Raw genomic sequence first — 19,072 nt, forward strand, 5'->3', positions numbered from 1 at the left:
ACCATAGGAAATTCTCGGAATTCAAGGGCAACTGCCCGGTTTAACGGAATTTTCCCCTCCGGTTACCCGGTCACCGACGGCCGGCCCACGGCAGATCACTGGGCGCCATGACCGCTCAGCCTTACGATCAGCGCCTGCCGCACCGCGCACCCCCATACCGCGACGGCTCGTCGTGCTTTCCTCACTTCCTTTCTTGATCCAGAAGAAGGCTTCATGAAGCTTCGTCGTGCCTTGACGGCGGTCGCCGCGACCGCCGTGCTGCCGCTCGCCCTCGCCGCCTGTTCCCCCGGTGGCTCCGACCACCCGTCGTCCGACGCGTCCGCAGGCCACAAGGGGTCCTCGGACACTGCCGGCGGACCGGACGCGGGCCTGCTCAACGGCACCCGGCTGAAGGCCCTGCTGCTTCCGGTCGGCGAACTGCCCAAGGGCTACAAGGCCGACCCGCACGCCACCCGTGACTCGGGGACCGCCTTCGCGCCCGCCTCGTCGAAGGCGCCCCTCGACCTGGCCGGCGCCTGCCCGAAGCTGGAGGCGAGCGCCTGGATCCAGACCGCCGGCCTGGAAAGTGCCGCCTTCGCCCAGGGCGACTTCGAGAACGCCTCCCAGGAGGAGTTCAATCAGGAGGTCGACAGTTTCCGGGGCAAGGACGCGCAGACGGTCATGCTGCGCCTGGGCCAGGTGCTGCGGCACTGTGCGCACTTCACCGACAAGTCCAACGGCACCACCGCCGCGGTGACGGTCAAGACCACCACCGTTCCGAAGGTGGGCGACCAGACGCTCAAGGCCGTCCTCACCGCCCCCGAGTGGGAGGGCGGCACCACGCTGGTGGCGTCCCGGGTCGCCAACGTCGTGGTCACCACCTTCTACAACGTCCAGTCCCACGACCAGGGCGCCGCCGGACTCGACCTGACCAAGAAGATCGTGGCGCAGGCGCAGAAGGCGAAGTAGCCCGCAACGGCGGCCTACCCGACGCGGTCGAGCAGGGCCCGGGCGTCCGCCCGGTGCCGCTGCACGGTCTCCCGCTCGCCGTCCGCCGCCCCGCCCACGTCGCCGTGGTCATGGTCGTGGTCGTGGTCGTAATCGTCCAGGACGGTACGGGCACGGGCGCCGGCGGCGGAGCGGCGGCCGAGGCCAGCCTCCAGCCAACCGGCCGTCAACTGGGCGGAGTTGTGGTCGTGCCGGCCGCCCTGGCCGAGGGCGGCGTAGAGCGCGATGGCCTTCTCCAGATGGCCGAGGGCCGCTTCGCGGGCGCGCTGTACGGTGCCGTCGCTGTTCTTGTCGTGGTCGGCGGCGTCGTCGGCGGCGGCGTCGTCGGCGGCGGACCCGGGCCCGGACCCGCGGACACGGAGCAGCAGTTCGGCGGTCTGGCGGTGGGTGCCGGCGAGTTCGGACCGCAGCCGGTTGCGCCGCTCGTCGTCCGCCGTCGCGGCGAGGGCCCCGGTGAGCAGCTGCTCGGCCGTGGCCATCAGGACCAGGGCGCCCTGCGGGCCGCTCTCCGCGTCCCGCAGGGCGAGCCATGCGCGGGCCCGCACGGCGCGGGCCGCGCTGTGCGGCTGGCCGAGGGCGCGCCAGAGCTCCTCGGCACGGGCGTAGGCGGCGGCCTGTTCGTGCAACCCGGCGCGGTGGAGGGCGTCACCGGCGAGATGGGCGAGCACGGCATGGTCGCGCTGGGCGTCCCAGCCCTTGGCGATGTCGGCGGCGAGCAGGAACTGTTCGCTCGCCTCCCGCGCGTCGCCGAGCGCGTCGAGGCATTGGCCCAGCCACCGGCGGGCCTGGACGATCCGGCCTTCGGTGTGGTGCTCCTGGAGGTCGGGCAGGGCGCTCTCCAGCACGGATGCCGCCTCGTCGAAGCGCCGGAGGCGGCGGAGGGCACCGCCGAGCACCAACCGCGCCCAGGCACCGAGCCCGGCGCTGTCGGCGGCCTCGTCCGCCCGGTGTGTGGCGTCGAGCGCATGGGCGGCCACCTCGGCATCGTTGCCACCGAGGGCGGCCAGCGCCTCGGCGAGGACGAGACGGAGGCGGGCGGAGCCTACGGGGTTGAGCAGTTCACCGCCGTGTTCGAGGGCGGCCCGGGCGGACCTCTCGGCGGTCCGCGGATCTCCCTCCTGGAAGGACAGCTCGGCCAGCTGGGCCTCGGCCTCGGCGGCGTACCAGGGCACGCCCGCCTCGTGGAACAGCTCCGCCGCCCGGCCGAACAGCTCGACCGCCCGCGGTGCGTCGCCGCGTTCCTCGACCACGCTGCCCAGCAGACAGGTGGCGTCGGCGAGACCGGTCGGCATCCGCTCCTCGCCGCGGTGCTGTTCGGCGAGGGCGAGCACCGCGCACAGCTCGCCCTCCAGGGCTGCCGCGGACGCCGCCGGGTCCGGCGCCGCGTGGAGCACACCCAGACGGGTACGGGCGGCGGTGTTGCGCGCCACGACCAACTGGTGGGCGGTGGCCCTGCGTTCGGCATGCAGCGCACCCAGATCGCCGCAGGCCGCGTCGAGTTCCGCGAGGCCCTCCTCCGGACGGCCGGAGACGGCGGCGCACGAGGCGGCGCGCACCCGGCAGAGGGCGGCCTCGCCGGGGTCACCGGCGGCCTCGAACCGCTCGGCGGCCGTGCGGAACAGGGGTATCGCGGTGTCCGGGTCGTCGAAGGCGTCCCTGGCCAGGTGGTCCGTCGCCTCGGCGCGGGCGCGCGCGTCCAGTTCGGTGCCGGTGCGTTCCGCGGCGCCGGCGACGGCACGCCAGGCGGCGTGGGCATCGGGGTGCTGGGCCCGGGTCAGGCGGCGGGCCTCGGCCAGCAACGCGTCGACGTCGTCGGCGACTTGGGCTGCCGCTGCCGCCTCCGCCGGGGCGGGCACGGGGGCGGGCTCCGGAGCAGCGGCCTCCGGGCGGGCGGTGGTGGGCGGCACGAGCCGGGCGGCGCGGACACCGAGGGGCAGCCGGTCGGTGAGCGGTGTGCCGGCCATCCGCCGGGCCATCCGGCTGCTGACCGCATCGGTGCCGTTACGTTCGTCGAAGCGCCTGGCCAGGCCGCCGGCCGCGGCCTCGGTACGCGCCAGGAGGTGGGCGGTGGTGGAGCTGGTGCCGCCCGGTGCGGGCACGGGCCGGTCGCCGTGGCCCAGTGCCACCAGCCTCCGTAGCAGCAGGGTCGTCGGGGCGAGCAGGTCCAGCCGGTCGAGCAGGTCCCCGTCACTGCCGAGATGTGCCGTGTGCTCGGCCAGGATCTCCAGGCCGCGGGCCTCGTTGCCGGTCAGAGCGCAGAATTCGATGTGGCGGCCGATGGTCGGCAGGAGGCTCTCGTTGCCGCGGGCCATGCGGTAGCCGCGCAGATGGTGGTGGCGGGCCTCGTCGTACCGTCCGAGGCGCACCAGGGACAGCAGGGACCGGGAGAGGACGCGGTGCGGTTCCTCGCGGCAGCTGAGTTCGCCGTTCAGCACGGGCGCCCAGAGGGCGAGGGCACGTGCGTCGTCACCGTGGTCGGCGTACCAGGCACCCTGCGCGTTGCGTTCGCAGGCGTGGCAGTCGCTCATCTCGTCGCGGTCGGCGGCGATCCACTCCGCCAGCAGCCGGCCGGCGAGGGCATCGTCGCCCAGGTGCTCGGCGAGGCGGAACTCGGCGGCACGGACCGCACGCAGCGAGTACCCGGCCGTGCGGTAGCGGTGGCTCATCTCCGTGAGCCAGCGGCGGATGGCGGCCGGCGGAATGCCGGGGTGGTCGATCATGCCGCTGCTGACCCACTTGAAGCGCCAGTGGAGGCGGTGGACGGCGTAGCCGTCGAAGTCTCCGGGATCCTCGTCCCACATGCGCAGCAGCCGGGAGAACGGCACGAACATCTTCTCGCTCTCCGCGCTGAACTGGTAGCCGCTGATCAGCCCGAAGATCGCGTCGAGGAGCAGTCGCCGGTCGCCGGTCCGCTCGGACCGGTCCACGAGTTCCTCGGCCCGGCCGTTGCGGGCCGGGCCGTTGGGGGCCTCCAGGTTGTCCGCCAGCCCCCGGCGGATCTCCGCGATCTCGCGGAGCCTGCGGACGTCGTTCATCGGGCCTCCCCCGGGCCGTCGGAGTGCGTGGCCCGGCGCAGCAGCTCCAGGAACGACCGGTTGAGCAGCGCCGAGTCGGCGGGACGGAGCGGGCGTTGGGCCATCAGCAGGGCCTGGCCGTACAGTGCCTCGGCGGCGGTGCCGGCGAGTTCCCGGTCGGCGATCCGGGCGATGCCGCGGACCAGCGGGTTGTGGTGGTTGAGGACGAGCCGGGCGCGCGGTGCGCTGCCGCGCAGGCTGCCGAGGATGCCGGCCCAGAGGTCGTCCGCCTGCGCCTCCTCCTCGGCCCGGGCGCGTTCCTGCCGGGCCGAGCGGTCGTCGAGGTGGAGCGCGGGGACGGACACCGGGTGGAAGGTGCGCAGCACCACGTCGACACCGAGCGGGTCGAGCTTGCCGCGGGCGGCACCGAGGAATCCCGACACCGCCAGTTCTTCGGCGGGGTCGACCGGGTCGAGGTGGGCGGCGACGGTGTCGGCGTCGAGCTCGGCGACATGCGTGCCGGGCCGAACCGTCGGCAGCAGCTCGATGAGCTCGGTGTCGTACGTGTAGCCGCCGTTGACGACGCCGATGCCCTGGGCGGCGGCGATGGCGGCGACCTGCCGGTACTCCTCGACGGTCCGGGTGAAGTGCACCACGGGGTGCCGGCGGGCGAACTCCTCCAGGGGCAGCTGCCCGTCCGTGGTCTCGAACGGCAGCCACGGCAGCATGGTGGTCAGCACCTCCCGGTCGTGCCGGGCCAGCGACTTCACGCCCAGGTGGTGCACGGAGAGGAAGTGTGCGAGCCGCTCGGGGTCCCCGCCGGCGAGACCGGTGAACCATTCCTTGATCGTCGCGCCGAGCGCGTCGCGGACCGCCGCGAGGGTCTCGTCGGCGTAGAGGCTCTCGCGGGAGGCGGTGGGGCGCAGGCTGTCGGTGTCGATGACGCAGCGGACGAAGAACGCCCAGTCGGGCAGCAGCTCGTCGGCCCGTTCGGTGAGCAGCATGCCCTTGAGGTGGACCCGGTGCCCGGCCCGCTGCGCGGGGCTGACGGCGGAGGGCAGGACGTAGGCGACACCGCGTACCCCTGCGACCGGCAGGTCGAGGTCGATGGCGTCGAGCGGCGTGAAGCCGAACTGCTGGTGACAGTGGCGGGCGAGGGCGGCGCGCCGCGCGGCCGCGCCGGGGTGGGGGCGCTCCCAGACGGCCGGGCGATCGGTGACCGGCTCGTCCCCGACCCGTACGTCATAGGGCAGCAGCGATCCGAAGTCCCGTGCCAGTGCGGCGACCCGTGCCTCGGTGAGCCATTCGGCGGCGCCGGGCCGGGCGGTGAGGTGCACGGTGGTGCCGGGCTCCGGACGCGCGCCGTCGGGCAGTGTGCGCACCGTGTACGAACCGTCGTCCCGGGCCGTCCACTCCACGGGTGGGGCGGCGGCGTCCCGCGCCGACCGGCTGACCACGCGGATCTCCTCCGCGACGACGAAACACGCCAGCAGCCCGATGCCGAACTGGCCGAGGAAGCCGGCCCGGGCCGACTCCAGGCCGTCGCGTTTGGAGCTGCGCCCGATGGTGGCCAGCAGATTGTGCACATCGGCCTCGGTCAGCCCGACCCCGGAGTCCGCCACACGCAGCACACCTGGTGCGTCGACGTACAGGCGCACCCGGGCTGGCGCGTCGGGCTGTTCGGCGCGGCGCGCGGTGATGGCGTCCACGGCGTTCTGCAGCAGTTCGCGCAGATAGACCCTGGGGCTGGAGTAGAGGTGGTGGGAGAGCAGGTCCACCAGGCCGCGGAGATCGACCTGGAAGGTGTGCGGTAGGTGATCGGCAGTCATTCATCCCTGCGCCGGCGGACGTGCGGTGCGTGGGCCGGGCGGCGCGGACAGGGCGGCAGTTGGCCGTCAGTGGTCAGATCCGGCCATCATAGGAGCCGCGGCGCGGAGTCGACCATGGAATTCCGTCGTGGGCCCTCAGTCCGCCGGCCGGCCCGCCCGGAGGGGGCAGCCGGTCCCGACGCGGGCGTCGAGTTCGGCGCGCAACGCGGCGAGTTCGGCCATCCGGGCATCGATGAGGGCGATCTTCTCCGCGAACAGCTCGGACAGGGCCGTCGCGGAGTCCGGTGCGTCGCGCAGTTCCTCGCCGAGCCGGGCGATCTCCGCGAGGGAGAAGCCGAGCGTCTGCGCGGTGCGGACGTAGAGCAGCCAGGGCACGGTCTCGGGCGGGAAGTCGCGATAGCCGTTGGGCAGCCGACGGCCGGTGACGAGCCCGAGCTTCTCGTAGAAGCGGATGGTGTCCTTGGTCATGCCCGCTTGCGCGGCGAGTTCCCCGATGAGCATGAGTCCCCGTCAGGTCGTGGGCTTGACCTTGGACCCTACTCCACCCTTTAGCGTGCGGCGTCGCCGTCGTGAGACCGCGGCATGAGATCGCGTCATGAGATCCGTCATGAGACCGGGCCCTGAGACCGGGCCAGGACAACAACAGGAGCTGCGCCGTGATACGCCTTGTCGCCCCGTCCCGCCCGTCCTATCTGCGCGTGGTGCGCACCAGTGCCTGGTACGACCTCGTCGTCACGGCGGGGTTCGCGACCCCGTGGACATACGCGCTGGTGCACGGCGCGCTGTCGTCGTGGGGCGGCGCGCTCGGGCTGGGCGCCATGCCGGCCCGCGAACCCCTGCAGACCCTGTACGCGAACCTGATGGGCTCGGTGGTGGTCGTCTGGGCGCTGCTGCGCGTCGTGCGGCCGCTGCCGGTGCACGGGCTGTTCGACGCCGCCGCGCGCACGCTGTTCGCTTCCTGGCAGGCGTACGCGCTGGCCCACGGGGCCCCGCGGGTGCTGTGGCCGTTCTTCGTCGTCGAGGTGGCGTTCGGCGTGGTCCAGCTCGTGCCGTGGTGGCATCACCGTCGTGCCCCGGCCACACCGGAGCGGCGCCCTCGGTCCGCTCAGCCCCGGGAGCTCTCCGGGCTCACCGACGGCAGGTAGCGCGGCGCTCGCCAGGCGTGCAGACGGTGCTCCACCGCGGCCCCCAACGACAGCAGCGCGGCGTCCCGGTGGCCACCGGCCATCAGAAGCAGGCCGACCGGCAGCTCGTCGACGAACCCGGCGGGCACCGACAGGGACGGGTAGCCGGCCACGGCCGCGGGCGTGGAGGACGGGATCACGTCGTTGTCGCCCCGCGCGCAATCGGTCGTCCAGGCCGGCGGGTTGGTCGGCGCGGCGATGGCGTCCAGCCGGTGGGCGGCGATCGTCTCGTCGAGGGAGCGCCGGGACAGGTTCCGCAACTCGGCGGCTTTCGCCCGGTAGGCGGGGTCGGTGGTGGGCGGCGCGGCGAGCGCCCGCTCGAACAGTTCCTGACCGGCGAAGCAGGTCCGTTCGGCCGGGTGGGCGCGGTCGAACGCGATGAGCCCGGCGAGGTTCCGCGGCCCGTGGCGGGTGGCGAGGTAGGCGTCGATGTCCCGGTGGAATTCGCTGAACAGCGCCGGGAATTCGAGCTCGGCGAGCCGGTCCTGGTACGGCGGCGTCACCTCGACGACCTCGGCTCCCGCGGAGCGCAGCCGCTGTGCCGTACGGGTCATCAGGGCGTCGACCTTCGGACCGAGCGAGGGCAGCCGCCACAGACCGATCCGCTTTCCGCGCAGACCGCCGGGGCCGCTGGTGCCGATGGGGTCGCCGGGGCCGCCGGGCGTACTGGGGTGGATGCTGTTGTCGCCGCTGAGCACCGCGAGGGTGAGCGCGACGTCGGTGACATTGCGCGCCATGGGGCCGGCGGTGTCCTGTTCGGCGGAGATCGGCACCACGCCGGACCGGCTGACCAGCCCGAGGGTGGGTTTGTGGCCGACCACCCCGTTCATCCCGGCGGGGCAGACGATCGAGCCGTCGGTTTCGGTGCCGATCGCCACCTGCGACAACGACGCGGCGAGCGCGGCGGCCGAACCGGCGGACGACCCGCAGGGATTCCGGTCCAGGACGTACGGGTTGTGGGTCTGCCCGCCCACTGCGGACCACCCTGATGTCGGCTTCTCCGCGCGGAAGTTCGCCCACTCGGAGAGGTTGGTCTTGCCGAGGATCACCGCCCCCGCGTCCCGCAGCCGGGTCACCAGGGCGGCGTCGCGGTCCGGTGGGGTCCCGGCGAGCGCGAGCGAGCCGGCCGTGGTCGGCATGTCGTGGGTGTCCACGTTGTCCTTGAGCAGGACGGGAATGCCGTCGAGCGGGCCGCGGGTGGTGCCGTGCCGGTGCCTGGCGTCACTGGCGGCCGCCTGGCGCAGGGCCGTCGGGTCGGTGCGCAGCACCGCGTGGGTCACGGGGTCGATGGTCGCGATCCGCCGCAGATAGGCCCGGGTCAGCGCGGACGCGGTCAGCGAACCGTGCGCCATCCGCGCCTGTAACTCCGGGATGGTCACGGTGTCGAGATGATCGAGTCCTGACGTGGCGCGTGAATTGCCTTGCTGCTGTGCGAAGTTGGCGCTGAGCGCGGCGGTAACGGCTTCGGCACGTGGCTGCGACGCCCCTGGGATGACGAGGGCTCCGGCACCCAGGGCGACGAGCAGCGTGACCATGCTCCGGCTTCTCATGAGGGGTCGCTTTCCCATGAGGGGCAGCGGACTACATTCCGGCGATCCGCCGCAAGAGGGCACCGGGAGCGGCTGCGACGCCGTGCCGTGCCGCGCGGATGCCTGAGCCGGATCTCTCCGTCAGAGGTCCGTCCCAGGCAACTCACGTGCAACGTAAGGCAGTTACCGCCTTACGGACGGACGAGGAGGATCGAGTTGATCGGCGTCAGGTCCTTGTCGATGTAGTAGCCGGCCCAGAGGTAACCCTGGCAGTCGCCGGTACCGTTGTAGCCGGTGCAGGTGCGGGCCGTCGCGCCGCCGGTCTGGTTGTTCAGGACGTAGTGCTGCCCCACCTGGTTGCTGAGGTTGTGGGGCCCGTAGCTGTAGAAGGCGAGGGACGGGCGGTCGCCGTTCCACCCGGCGTTCTGCGGGTAGACGCAGACGGCCCCGGACGGGCAGCCGTGCAGGCTGCCCGCGGCCTGGGCGGCGTGGGCGCCGGTCGCACCGACCGTGGCCAGCGCACCGACGGCGCACGCCAGCGCGGCGGCCTTGGTGATCTTTCGCATGGTTTTCCCCCTGGTGGTCTGGTCTGCGTGACCGCTGCACAGCAACCCGGCGGTATGCGGCGCGAGGTGTCGTAGGGCGGTCGCAACAGGATTTTTCACCAGATGCCGCGGTCGCACCATCTCTTCGATCTGGGGCGAAATCGGGGGCGGAGATGGGTGACTTGTGGTAGTCCCGACGGGCCGGTCAGCGCCGCCGCCGTAGGTGCGGGCCCTCACCACGACGGCCCCTCCGGCTCAGTTCTGCCGGCTGGCGTACACCTCGATGGCGTCGCGCTGGTACGCGGCCAGGCCCGGCGCGATCGACTCGTATGCGGCGCGCCACTGCTCGTTCTCCACACAGGCACGTCCGATGGACCGGTGCTCCTCGGACGGGACCTCCCGGATCCCGGCCAGCGTCCGGTACTGGGCGTCGATGTGCGCCTGGACCGCGTCGGATTCGACGGGCTCACCGGCGGCCATCAGCTCGGCCAGCCGGATCATCTGGGCCGTACGCGCCCGGTGCCCGGCGTCGATCTCGGCCTCGGTCATCGTCGACGCGTGCCGCTCGACCTCCACGGCCAGCTCCGGGAACTCCCGCAGGTTCGCCCCGTACTGGTCGGGCCGGACGCCCTCGAAGAGGTTCTCCGGTCGGTTGATGCCGGCCATGGGGCTGCCGTCCTTTCTGGACTGCTCCAGTTCGGTGAGCGTGCGGGCGACGGTGCCGGCCAGGGCGTCGAGCCGGTCGCGCTCGGCGAGCAGCCGGCGGTGATGACCGCGCAGCGCCTGGAGTTCGTCGACCTGCGCGGCCAGGATCCGGCCGATCTCGGTCAGCCCCAGGCCCAGCGCCCGCAGTACCAGGATCTGCTGCAGCCGCAGCAGCTGGCGCTCCTCGTAGTAACGGTGGCCGTTCGCGCCGATCCGGGCCGGCGGCAGCAGGCCGACCTCGTCGTAGTGCCGCAGCGTCCGGGCCGTCACGCCCGACATCCGTGCCACCTCCGCGGTCGGCCAGGCCATCGCCGCCCCCTCACGAGTGCTTCACCGGGCCGGTCCTTCCGGCCCTGGCCAGAACGGTAGAAGCTGCCGCTACGGCAGTTTCAAGCCCGGCGGGTGCAATTCCCGTCCTCAGGCCTCGGGGAAGCCCTGGGCGCGGGCCCAGCGGGTGGTCAGGCGGGTGAAGGCGCGGGCGGCCGCGCTCTGGTACGTCGTCTCGCGGCGGAGCAGGGTGACGGTACGGGCGGGCAGCGCCGGGGCGAGCGCGATGGGTGCCAGGTGCGGGTGGCCGCGGGTGAGGGCATCGGGCAGGACGGTAACGAGCGGGCTGCGCCGGACGATCTCGGTGAGGGCGAGGAGGGAGTTCGCCTCCACCGCGATCCGGGGGCGTGCCCCGTGCCGGGCGAGGTAGGCGTCGATGTGCCGTCGGGTGGCGAAATCGCCGCTGAGCAGGGCGAGTTGGCGGTCGTCGAGGGCGCTGACCGGTTGGGGGCCGGGGGTGCCCAGGTCCGGGTGCCGGGGCCCGACGACGAGGCTGAGGGTCTCGGTGAAGAGCGCGGTGGCCCGGACGCCGGGCAGATGGGAGCCGGCGAAGGCGATGCCGAGGTCGAGGCGGTCGTCGAGGAGTTCGGCTTCGATGCGGTCCTGGGTCATTTCCCGCACCTCCAGGCTGATGCCGGGGTGCCGGGCGTAGAAGTCGGCCACCAGCGGGCCGGTGAGATAAGCGGTGAAGGTGGGCGTCACCGCGAGCCGGAGGTGACCGCGGGAGAGGTCCTGCACGTCCAGGACGGCCCGTTCGCCCGCCGCCAGGTCCTGCAGGGCGCGCCGGGCGTGGTGGACGTAGGTCTCGCCGGCATCGGTCAGCCGCACCGTGCGGCCGGTGCGGTCCAGCAACTGGACGCCGAGGGCCTTCTCCAGCTGCTTGATCTGCTGGGAGAGCGTGGGCTGGGAGATGTGCAGCTCTTCGGCGGCGCGGGTGAAGTTGGCGTGCTCGGCCACGGCGAGCAGGTACCGCAGATGACGCAGCTCCGGCTTCATGGGGACAAGTATAGATGTCAGCGATAGATGTGATCGGTAGCAGGTATTGGACGCTATAGGTGCTGGTCGAGCAGGGTGAATGTCGTCGCAGAAAGACGATCCTGAGAGAGAAGGGAGACAGCAAGTGCGACCTTCCGACGCCGCATACCCGTCCGGTCAGCCAGGGCGGTCCGGTCGTACGCACCACGCGGACCACCTCGGTGGCCACCCGCGTCATCTCACCGAGGGCATCGCGCGCTTCCAGCGGGAGGTGCTCCCCGCCAAGGCCGGTCTCTTCGCCCGGCTGGCCACCAGCCATCAGCCGGGCACGCTGTTCATCGGCTGCTCCGATGCCCGCGTCGTGCCTGAGCTGGTCACGCAGACGGAACCCGGCGAGCTGTTCGTCATCCGCACGGCCGGCAACCTGGTCCCGGCCTACGCGCCGGGCACCGACGGGATCGCGGCGAGCATCGAGTACGCGGTCGCCGTGCTGGGCGTGGCGGACATCGTCGTCTGCGGGCACTCCGGCTGCGGGGCCATGACCGCCCTCGCCGAAGGCCATGACCTGAGGGACGCACCGGCGGTCGCCGACTGGCTACGGCATGCCGGTGCGGCGCAGGCCCGCACCGCCGCCGCCGACCGCCCCGCCGGGCAGGACCGGGTGGCCGCGCTGGTACGGGCGAACGTCGCGGCGCAGCTGGCGAACCTCGCCACCCATCCCTCCGTGGCCCGGGCCCTGGCCGGTGACGCGGTCCGGCTGCACGGCTGGGTCTTCGACATCGCCACCGGGGCGGTCGAAGACCTCAGCGACGGCGCCCACCTCGGGGCCCGGCCGGAGCCACACCCGGTCTGAACCTCCTCCCCCTCGGCGGTCCCCTCCTCCGCCGTCCCCTCATCCGCCGTTCTCACATCCGCCGTCCACTCCCCCGGTGAACGGCCCCTCCCGAAAGGAAAAGCCCTCTCATGGTGCACGCTCAGTTCGATCCCACCGCCCGTCAGCAGCTCGCGATCGCCGCGGTCGAGGCCAAGACCCGTCGTGACCTGTCCTGGCAGCAGCTCGCGGACGCCGCCGGCCTGTCGGTCGCCTTCGTGACCGCCGCCGTCCTCGGCCAGCACGCGCTGCCCGCGGACTCCGCGCGGGCCGTCGCCGACCTGCTGGGGCTGGACGAGGACGCGGTACGGCTGCTGCAGACCATTCCGACCCGCGGCTCGATCGAGGGTGGCATCCCCACCGACCCGACGATCTACCGCTTCTACGAGATGCTGCAGGTCTACGGGACCACCCTCAAGGCCCTGATCCACGAGCAGTTCGGCGACGGCATCATCTCCGCGATCAACTTCAGGCTCGATGTGCAGAAGGTCGCCGACCCCGAGGGCGGCGAGCGGGCCGTCATCACCCTCGACGGCAAGTATCTGCCCACCAAGCCTTTCTGATCGGCCGATGGCACCTCCCGTCGCGCAGCGACGGGAGCGTGGCCGGACCGCCGAGGCACCGGGGCGCGGCGCGGTGTCACGCCCCGGTTCCCGTGGGGTCGGGCGGCCGACGGGTCAGCCGACGGGCTGGAGTGCCTGGCGCACCCCGAGGGCGTTCAGCCGGATGGTGAAGCGTGCGATGTCCTCCAGGGTCAGCGGGCGGGCCTGCGCGGCGTCCCGCGCGAGGGTCACCTCGGCACAGAGGGCAACGACGTGCACAAAGCCCTCGGTCTCCTCGTCCTGGAGCGCGAACAGCAGGTTGCAGCGGTAGCTGGTGCCGTCGGCGGCCTCCCCGCCGACGAACGCAGCGGCGAGCGCCGCCTCGGCCTTTTCCCAGAAGGCCGGGTTGCCGAAGGACCGCCCCAGCGCCTGGCGAACGGTCTCCCTGAGGGAGAGCACCATGACCCCGACCGGGGCGGTCTCCTGGAGTCCCCAGCCGGGGATGATCTTGACCGTCGCGCTGTCGGGGAGCGTCCCCGCCGCGCGGCTGATCGCGCCGAAGTCGGGACCCTCGGTCGCCCGGCCGGCGAGCGCGCGCTGGAAGGTGTCGGCGATGCGCTGTGTCTGCGCCAGGGCGTCGGGGCCCACTTCGAAGACCGTCCGGAAGGTGGTCCTCTCGGCGGTGGGCTGGTCGGCCATGACTGCTCCTCATCTGCGGGAATCAACACGTCGCGCCGACGGGCAAGTATGCCAACCGGGCGGACCGCGCGGCTCAGGTCCCTTTCCGGCCGGTTCGGCGAGCCGGCGGCGTACGGTCCGGCGGCGCTGCGCACGCTCAACTGCCCGGAAGCGCACGGCATGCGGGCCCGCGGCTGGCGAACGCCGCGGGCCCGAGGGAGCGAGAAGGACGGTCCGTTCCTAGTGGGCGGCTCCCGCCGCACCGTCCGTCTTGTGGAGCACCATCGCGGACCCGCCGCCCCGGCGCTTCGGTTCGGCGACCGCCTGGGTCCGGCCGTCGCGGAGGAACTCCAGGGCGGCGACCGCACCGATCTCCGGTGACGGGGTGAACGTCTTCGGGGCCTCGACGAAGTGCTGGCCGAGCCGTTCCAGGGCCGCGCGCTCGGGAGACTTGAGGAACGCCGGCTCCGCCTCGGTGTCCGGGCGGTTGCGCTGCGAGATCCGCGGTGCGGCGACCGCTTCGGGCAGGGTCATCCCCAGGTCGATGCGGTTGACCAGGGTCTGCAGCACGGTCGTGATGATCGTGGCGCCTCCGGGCGAGCCGACGGCGTAGCGCGGCTTGCCGTCCTTCAGGACGATGACCGGGGACATGCTGCTGCGCGGCCGCTTGCCGGGCCCGGGCAGGTTGGGGTCGGGCACGTCCTTGGCGAGCGGCGTGAAGTCGAAGTCGGTCAGTTCGTTGTTGAGCAGGAAGCCGCGTCCGGGGACGGTGATCGCGGAACCGCCGGTCTGCTCGATGGTGAGGGTGTACGACACCACGTTGCCCCAGCGGTCGGACGCCACCAGGTGCGTGGTCGAGGGGCCTTCGTAGGGCTCGTGGTTGCCGGAGCCCTTGGTGCAGCCGTTACCGGGATGCCGCGGGTCCGCGGGCGCGACCGGGCTGGTCAGGGTGCTGGTCGGCTTGATCAGGCAGGCGCGCTCCTCGGCGAACTTCTTCGCCATAAGTTCCTTGGTGGGCACATCGGAGAAGGCCGGGTCGCCCACCCACCGGTTGCGGTCGGCGAACGCGATGCGGCTGGCTTCGAGGTAGTGGTGGAGCGCCTGGACCCGGTCGGCCGCGGAGAGGTGGAAGTTCCCCAGGATGTTGAGGGCCTCACCGACGGTGGTGCCGCCGGACGACGAGGGCGCCATGGAGTAGACGTCGAGGCCGCGGTAGGTGGTGTGGGTCGGCTCGCGGCGCAGTGCGGTGTACTTCGCGAGGTCACCGGCCGCCATCAGACCGGGGCGGACCTTCGCATCGGCACCGGGGGCCACCGGCGGGTGCTGGACGGTCCGGACGACATCGCGGCCGATCGCGCCCTTGTAGAGCGCGTCCATGCCCTCGGTGGCGAGTTGCCGGTACGTACGGGCGAGGTCCGGGTTGCGGAAGCGGGAACCGACGACCGGGAGTTTGCCGTGCGGCAGGAAGAGCTTCGCGGTGGAGGAGATGTTCCGGAAGCGCTTCTCGTTCATCTCGGTCTGGGCGCGGAACTCCTCGTTGACGACGAAACCGTCCTCGGCGATCCGCGTCGCGGGCCGCAGGGCCTTGGCCGGGGAGAGCGTTCCCCAGTCGCGCAGCGCCTTCCGCCAGGTCGCCGGGGTACCCGGAACCCCCACGGACAGGCCGGAGTTGACGGCCTCGGGGAACGGAATCGGCTTGCCCGTCGCAGGATCGACGAACGCGTCCGACTTCATCCGGGCCGGCGCGGTCTCCCGGCCGTCGATCGTGCTGACCTTGCCGGTCCGGGCGTTGTAGTACGTGAAGTAGCCGCCGCCCCCGATGCCCGCCGAGTACGGCTCGACGACGCCCAGGGCCGCGGCGGTGGCGACCGCGGCGTCGGCGGCGTTGCCGCCGTGCCGCAGCACTTCGATGCCGGCCCGGGACGCGTAGGGGTTGACGCTGGAGACGGCGCCGCCGCTGCCGGTGGCGACGGACTCCTTGGCAGGCGGCCGGAGTCCGGTTTCCGCCCCGGCCAACGCGGCACGGGACGCGGACCCGGTGCCCGGCTGGGCACCTGCGCTGAGGGAGAAGACGAGGGGAACGGTGACCGCGACAACGGATGCGGCGGCGACCACGACACGACGACGGACAGGCAAGACGCCTCCGGGGGTCTCTCGACGAGGGTTGAGATTGCCGAAACCCTGACAGCGGTTGATCAGCGCAGCAACGCCTGCGGGCAATAATTGCGCTTCTTCTGAGGTTCCCGCCCGGTAACCACGCCAACTACGCCACGTGCATCAACGGCACCGACTGCACCGGCCACTACAGACTCTGCGCAGGACCGCTACGCCGCGCACCGGCACCGGGCCAGGGGTAGCATCGCCCGTAGAGCAGGGAATTTCAGAAGCATCGCCGGATCGAGGAGTTCGAGGCGCTCGCGGCTTCAACTTTCGCCTCGTCGAAGTGAGCTGAGCCGGTCCACGGAGCGGGACTGAGGTGCTTCCGGGTGTTGTTGAAGCCCAGGTATCGGGTTTTCGACAAGGAGATCGTCATGAACAGCCCGGCACGGTCACACCCGGAACACGAAGACTTCCCCTGGACCATATCCATCGCCGACCACCCGCCCCGCAGCGACAGTGCACAGTACATAGCCAGCCGCAAGCTGATGCGGAAGCTCGTCGACACGACGGACGACTGGACGTTCGCCCCCGGCCCGTACCAGGACCACCACGGCGGCGGGGTCTGGGTCAAGGACAACGACGGCTGGATCTGCCTGTTCCTCCCGCTCGGCATCGAGTGGTCGGCGCAATTCTGCGCGGACCCCGCGAAGGTGGACCGCGTGCGCCAGTGCGCGGCCCGGGTGGTCGGCGCGTTCCCGGACACCCTGCCCGGTTATGCGGGCTTCGGCTACGACGACGGCGAACGGCTCCTGACCACCGCCATAAAGAATGCCGACCAGGTGGCCGAGTGGACGGACTCGATATTCAACGCCTCGGTCCCGCTGCCCGCCGGTACCCACTCCGGGGTGCTTCCGAAAGCGGCCGGATACCACCATTACCCGAAGCCGATCGTGGACATCGACCACTTCCGCCATGACGACTTCGAGCTGTTCGTCACCGATGAGAAGGGCTTCTCGGTGGCGGTCGTGCCGGTCGCGCCGCGCGGCTCCGGTGACGGCAGGGTGCGCGTCCTCGCGGCCCATCCCAACTCTTCCTACGCGGAGTGCCTTGTCACTCCACCCGCGGCCGCCGCACCCCGTTCCGCCGCGCATGCGGAGCCCGAAGCACGGGCCGAGGAGTGGAAGGGCGCCGTCCTTCCCCCCGACGACGCCCTGGCGCGGCAGGCGTTCCGCCGGCAGACGGGCTGACGGTCCCACGACCGGACACCCGGGCCCGGCCCAACCGCCCGCGCACGCCCCCATGCCCCTCACCATGCCGCCCTCGCCATGGGCCCTCACAGGGAACGATCATGACCATCAAAGGAATCGATGTCTCGGCATTCCAGCCGGAGAAGTACCGGACCGCCGGCTCCGACTTCGTGTTCATCAAAATCACCGAAGGGACCGGATTCACCAACAAGAACTGGGTCGGCCAGCGGAAGACCGCCCGTGACGCCGGGCTGGTGACCGGGTTCTACCATTTCGGCCGCCCCGGCTCCGTCTCGGACCAGGTCGATTTCTTCCTCTCCAAAATCAACCTCGTGGCGGGGGACATCCTCGTCCTCGACTGGGAGGATCCGCGCCTCTCAAGTGCCTGGAAGGACAGCTGGCTCAAGGAGGCCCGGCAGCGCGCCGCCGGCCACAAGGTGATCCTTTACTGCAACCGGGATTTCTGGCTGCACCGTGACCAGTCCGCGTTCGCCGGTGACGGCCTGTGGATCGCCCAGTACAACGGCCAACCCGGTAACCCCGACATCCGGCACCCGTGGGTCTTCCACCAATTCACCGATCGCCCGATCGACACGAACGTCGGGAACTTCAAGGACAAGGAAGCGCTCAAGCAGTGGTCCACGGCTGTGATGCAGCCCGGCTGAATCCGGGCCGCTCAGCCGAACCGGCTGACGGTGAGACGGAGACAGGACTCCGTGCCGAGAAGAGGAAGGGCCGGTCCGGGCAGCGGGATTTCGGTGTGCAGTTCCCCGTCCTCGGCGGTCAGGGAACACGGGTCCCGCTTGATCGGATCGACCCGATCGACCTCACCCGCGACCTCCGAATTCCACCCGGCCCACACGTGCAGTCCGTTGTCCGGTGCCTGATCAGGGTGGCCGACGTCCACGATGAGCGTGTCCTCCCAGTCGGCCACCTGCTCCAGGTGGTCCTCCCAGAAGAACCGGCCGCTCCGTTCGACGAGGTGGAAAACCCGCAGCGCCAACGTGTAGCGCGCGCGGTTCGGAGACTGTTCCTGGCTGCGCGCCCGGGCCTGCTCCGGGTCGAGGAGGAATGCGGTGGCCAGCGGGACCGGGGCGACCCGGCCGTCCGCATCGGCGTGCTGGGCGGCTTCCTGATTCAGTTGGATCGGGCAGTAGTGCGCCGCGCTCTGCTCGTGCAGTACCACCGGCAGGCCGCGCACCGCCAGACGCGCCTCCGCCTGCCAGACCGTCTCCGCGTCACCGGGGCGCCGGCGCAGGGCTAGCCGGCACAGATCGACCCGGACCCGGTACTTCCCGAAGAGGAAACGGCGCAGATTCTGGTAGCCCTCTTCGGAATTGACCAGTCCGTAGCGTCCCGAGTGGGAGCGGTGGACGTACGCCCGATGTGCCTGGTGCACATAGGCGTTGTCGATGTGCACCAGACCGTCGCTGCGCGGGCCGACCGCCTTCTCCACCAGTCCGTAATCGGCGGCATTGGTACCGACGAGGCAGAACACCCGCTGCACGTCGAATGCGGATTCCGGGATGTCCTGCGGCTGCCAGCCGGCGGGCGGTTCCGCGCCGTCGGACGCCCCGGGGGTGAGATAGGTGTACATCCGGTCCGGGGCGAACATCGCCGACCCGGCCGGCCCGAAGGTCTCCATCGCCCAGTCGACCAGTCCCCCGCCGACGTCGAAGGAAATGCCCCCGTGCGGAGTGCCGTAGGTGAAGAATTTGTCCACCAGATCGGCACCGGGAACGCGCGGGGTGCCCGCACTCGGATCCGCGGTGTGGGACACCTTCTGGATCATGCAGCGGGCCACCAGGCCACCCATGGAATGGGCCACCAGATGCACCTTGGCTGCGCCGGTCTTCCGGCGGACGAGTTGCACGAAGTCGTACAGCCGCTCCGCCGCCTTCTCCAGGTCGAATTCCTCCGGGGACGCCGTCACGGACGTGCCGAAGGTGGAGGCGGCGTAGTCGTAGAAACGGAACACCCAGACGGACTCGGCCGGGACCGTACCGTCGTCCTGTGCTTCGAGGTACGCATGCTGATCGCCGCGCACCAGGAGCTCGTAGTCCTCGTCGATCATCAGCCGCAGCAGCGGCCCCTCGAACTGGTAGAAGCGCGGCGCGCCGTCGCCGTCCACGCGGATGTGGGTGGCGCCGCTGTTGAGCCCGTAGAACGGGTCGTCGACCTGCTTGTCCACCCCGCTGGGCGGGCCGGCGTACCCACGCAGATAGATGAGGGGCGATCGCTCCGCCATGGGAGAACACCTTCCCGGGACACTTTCCTACCGAGGCGCACGTCCCGCGGAGGCACGGGTCCTCCTGCTGCAGCCGGCGGGCGGTGAACCGCTGACCAGGCCAGCTTCCGGGCGGACCGCGACGCGCGCCAGCCCGGCGGGGCCAGCCGGGTCGTACGGGGCCCCGGCGGCCGCGTACGGGGAGGTGCGGGGCTCGCTAGGAGATGTCTTCAAATGTCACGCCCACATCAGGAGCGAGGCGAGGGTGACGGCGGCCTGGTAGGACTCGGTGGTCTTGTCGTAGCGAGTGGC

16 protein-coding genes are annotated in these 19,072 nt (G+C 71.6%); 6 read left to right on the forward strand and 10 right to left on the reverse strand.

The genetic code is table 11. From position 1 onward, the window contains the following. The first annotated feature begins 213 nt into the window (after positions 1-213). Positions 214-948: a hypothetical protein gene (locus ACGF4C_RS27535; protein WP_393569473.1), complete on the forward strand. Its 735-nt coding sequence runs from the start codon at positions 214-216 to the stop codon at positions 946-948. A 14-nt stretch (positions 949-962) separates the two neighbouring features. Here ACGF4C_RS27535 and ACGF4C_RS27540 read toward each other — a convergent pair whose 3' ends face one another. The 3 genes from ACGF4C_RS27540 to ACGF4C_RS27550 all read right to left on the reverse strand — a co-directional run bounded on the left by ACGF4C_RS27540 (position 963) and on the right by ACGF4C_RS27550 (position 6,331). Continuing rightward, the gene (locus ACGF4C_RS27540) at positions 963-4,022 is read right to left on the reverse strand and encodes a tetratricopeptide repeat protein (RefSeq protein WP_393569474.1); all 3,060 of its coding nucleotides are present in this window, start codon (positions 4,020-4,022) and stop codon (positions 963-965) included. After that, complete coding sequence (locus ACGF4C_RS27545) at positions 4,019-5,830, reverse strand: HSP90 family protein (protein ID WP_393569475.1); 1,812 nt, start codon at positions 5,828-5,830, stop codon at positions 4,019-4,021. Before ACGF4C_RS27545 ends, ACGF4C_RS27540 begins: the two co-directional genes overlap by 4 nt. 135 nt (positions 5,831-5,965) lie before the next feature. Continuing rightward, complete coding sequence (locus ACGF4C_RS27550) at positions 5,966-6,331, reverse strand: MerR family transcriptional regulator (protein WP_393569476.1); 366 nt, start codon at positions 6,329-6,331, stop codon at positions 5,966-5,968. A 155-nt stretch (positions 6,332-6,486) separates the two neighbouring features. Here ACGF4C_RS27550 and ACGF4C_RS27555 point away from each other — a divergent pair, with 155 nt between their 5' ends. Further along, on the forward strand, positions 6,487-6,975 hold the full coding sequence (locus ACGF4C_RS27555) for a hypothetical protein (RefSeq protein WP_393569477.1): 489 nt from the start codon (positions 6,487-6,489) through the stop codon (positions 6,973-6,975). Here ACGF4C_RS27555 and ACGF4C_RS27560 read toward each other — a convergent pair. From ACGF4C_RS27560 to cynR, 4 genes are all read right to left on the reverse strand, one after another. Beyond that, on the reverse strand, positions 6,936-8,564 hold the full coding sequence (locus ACGF4C_RS27560) for an amidase (protein WP_393569478.1): 1,629 nt from the start codon (positions 8,562-8,564) through the stop codon (positions 6,936-6,938). The genes ACGF4C_RS27555 and ACGF4C_RS27560 overlap by 40 nt on opposite strands. A 170-nt stretch (positions 8,565-8,734) precedes the next feature. Next, positions 8,735-9,109 carry a hypothetical protein gene (locus ACGF4C_RS27565; protein WP_393569479.1) on the reverse strand — a complete coding sequence of 125 codons (375 nt, stop codon included), beginning with the start codon at positions 9,107-9,109 and terminating at the stop codon, positions 8,735-8,737. A gap of 234 nt (positions 9,110-9,343) precedes the next feature. Further along, entirely contained in the window at positions 9,344-10,102 is a 759-nt protein-coding gene (locus tag ACGF4C_RS27570; protein ID WP_393569480.1) for a MerR family transcriptional regulator, read from the reverse strand. 108 nt (positions 10,103-10,210) lie between these two features. After that, a complete protein-coding gene (cynR, locus tag ACGF4C_RS27575; RefSeq protein WP_393569481.1) occupies positions 10,211-11,116 on the reverse strand; it encodes a transcriptional regulator CynR in 906 nt (301 codons plus the stop codon). Between the two features lie 229 nt (positions 11,117-11,345). On the opposite strand from cynR, the gene ACGF4C_RS27580 reads away from it, so the two are divergent. After that, the gene (locus tag ACGF4C_RS27580) at positions 11,346-11,948 is read left to right on the forward strand and encodes a carbonic anhydrase (RefSeq protein ID WP_393569493.1); all 603 of its coding nucleotides are present in this window, start codon (positions 11,346-11,348) and stop codon (positions 11,946-11,948) included. Between the two features lie 110 nt (positions 11,949-12,058). Then, on the forward strand, positions 12,059-12,529 hold the full coding sequence (gene cynS / locus ACGF4C_RS27585) for a cyanase (protein WP_393569482.1): 471 nt from the start codon (positions 12,059-12,061) through the stop codon (positions 12,527-12,529). Between the two features lie 114 nt (positions 12,530-12,643). On the opposite strand, the gene ACGF4C_RS27590 is transcribed toward cynS, so the two are convergent. Together ACGF4C_RS27590 and ggt are read right to left on the reverse strand one after the other, a co-directional pair. Next, on the reverse strand, positions 12,644-13,207 hold the full coding sequence (locus ACGF4C_RS27590; RefSeq protein WP_393569483.1) for a Type-2Aa cytolytic delta-endotoxin: 564 nt from the start codon (positions 13,205-13,207) through the stop codon (positions 12,644-12,646). Between the two features lie 219 nt (positions 13,208-13,426). Beyond that, positions 13,427-15,322, reverse strand: a complete 1,896-nt coding sequence (gene ggt / locus ACGF4C_RS27595) for a gamma-glutamyltransferase (RefSeq protein WP_393569484.1) — start codon at positions 15,320-15,322, stop codon at positions 13,427-13,429. A gap of 395 nt (positions 15,323-15,717) precedes the next feature. Here ggt and ACGF4C_RS27600 point away from each other — a divergent pair, with 395 nt between their 5' ends. Then, complete coding sequence (locus ACGF4C_RS27600; RefSeq protein ID WP_393569485.1) at positions 15,718-16,533, forward strand: DUF6424 family protein; 816 nt, start codon at positions 15,718-15,720, stop codon at positions 16,531-16,533. Between the two features lie 101 nt (positions 16,534-16,634). Next, positions 16,635-17,198: a glycoside hydrolase family 25 protein gene (locus ACGF4C_RS27605; RefSeq protein ID WP_393569486.1), complete on the forward strand. Its 564-nt coding sequence runs from the start codon at positions 16,635-16,637 to the stop codon at positions 17,196-17,198. Positions 17,199-17,209: 11 nt separating this feature from the next. Here ACGF4C_RS27605 and ACGF4C_RS27610 read toward each other — a convergent pair whose 3' ends face one another. Next, positions 17,210-18,781 (reverse strand): esterase/lipase family protein, encoded by a 1,572-nt coding sequence (locus ACGF4C_RS27610; protein WP_393569487.1) that lies wholly within the window; start codon positions 18,779-18,781, stop codon positions 17,210-17,212. Between the last annotated feature and the right edge of the window lie 291 nt (positions 18,782-19,072).

The sequence above is a fragment of the Streptomyces sp. NPDC048197 genome, assembly GCF_043202395.1.
Classification (GTDB): Bacteria; Actinomycetota; Actinomycetes; order Streptomycetales; family Streptomycetaceae; genus Streptomyces; species Streptomyces siderophoricus.

What these genes read in the sequence shown, in the direction of transcription:
- ACGF4C_RS27535 (WP_393569473.1), top strand. Translation starts at nt 214, where the DNA reads ATGAAGCTTCGTCGTGCCTTGACGGCGGTCGCCGCGACCGCCGTGCTG.
- ACGF4C_RS27540 (WP_393569474.1), bottom strand. Translation starts at nt 4,022, where the DNA reads ATGAACGACGTCCGCAGGCTCCGCGAGATCGCGGAGATCCGCCGGGGG.
- ACGF4C_RS27545 (WP_393569475.1), bottom strand. Translation starts at nt 5,830, where the DNA reads ATGACTGCCGATCACCTACCGCACACCTTCCAGGTCGATCTCCGCGGC.
- ACGF4C_RS27550 (WP_393569476.1), bottom strand. Translation starts at nt 6,331, where the DNA reads ATGCTCATCGGGGAACTCGCCGCGCAAGCGGGCATGACCAAGGACACC.
- ACGF4C_RS27560 (WP_393569478.1), bottom strand. Translation starts at nt 8,564, where the DNA reads ATGAGAAGCCGGAGCATGGTCACGCTGCTCGTCGCCCTGGGTGCCGGA.
- ACGF4C_RS27565 (WP_393569479.1), bottom strand. Translation starts at nt 9,109, where the DNA reads ATGCGAAAGATCACCAAGGCCGCCGCGCTGGCGTGCGCCGTCGGTGCG.
- ACGF4C_RS27570 (WP_393569480.1), bottom strand. Translation starts at nt 10,102, where the DNA reads ATGGCCTGGCCGACCGCGGAGGTGGCACGGATGTCGGGCGTGACGGCC.
- cynR (WP_393569481.1), bottom strand. Translation starts at nt 11,116, where the DNA reads ATGAAGCCGGAGCTGCGTCATCTGCGGTACCTGCTCGCCGTGGCCGAG.
- cynS (WP_393569482.1), top strand. Translation starts at nt 12,059, where the DNA reads ATGGTGCACGCTCAGTTCGATCCCACCGCCCGTCAGCAGCTCGCGATC.
- ACGF4C_RS27590 (WP_393569483.1), bottom strand. Translation starts at nt 13,207, where the DNA reads ATGGCCGACCAGCCCACCGCCGAGAGGACCACCTTCCGGACGGTCTTC.
- ACGF4C_RS27600 (WP_393569485.1), top strand. Translation starts at nt 15,718, where the DNA reads ATGAACAGCCCGGCACGGTCACACCCGGAACACGAAGACTTCCCCTGG.
- ACGF4C_RS27605 (WP_393569486.1), top strand. Translation starts at nt 16,635, where the DNA reads ATGACCATCAAAGGAATCGATGTCTCGGCATTCCAGCCGGAGAAGTAC.
- ACGF4C_RS27610 (WP_393569487.1), bottom strand. Translation starts at nt 18,781, where the DNA reads ATGGCGGAGCGATCGCCCCTCATCTATCTGCGTGGGTACGCCGGCCCG.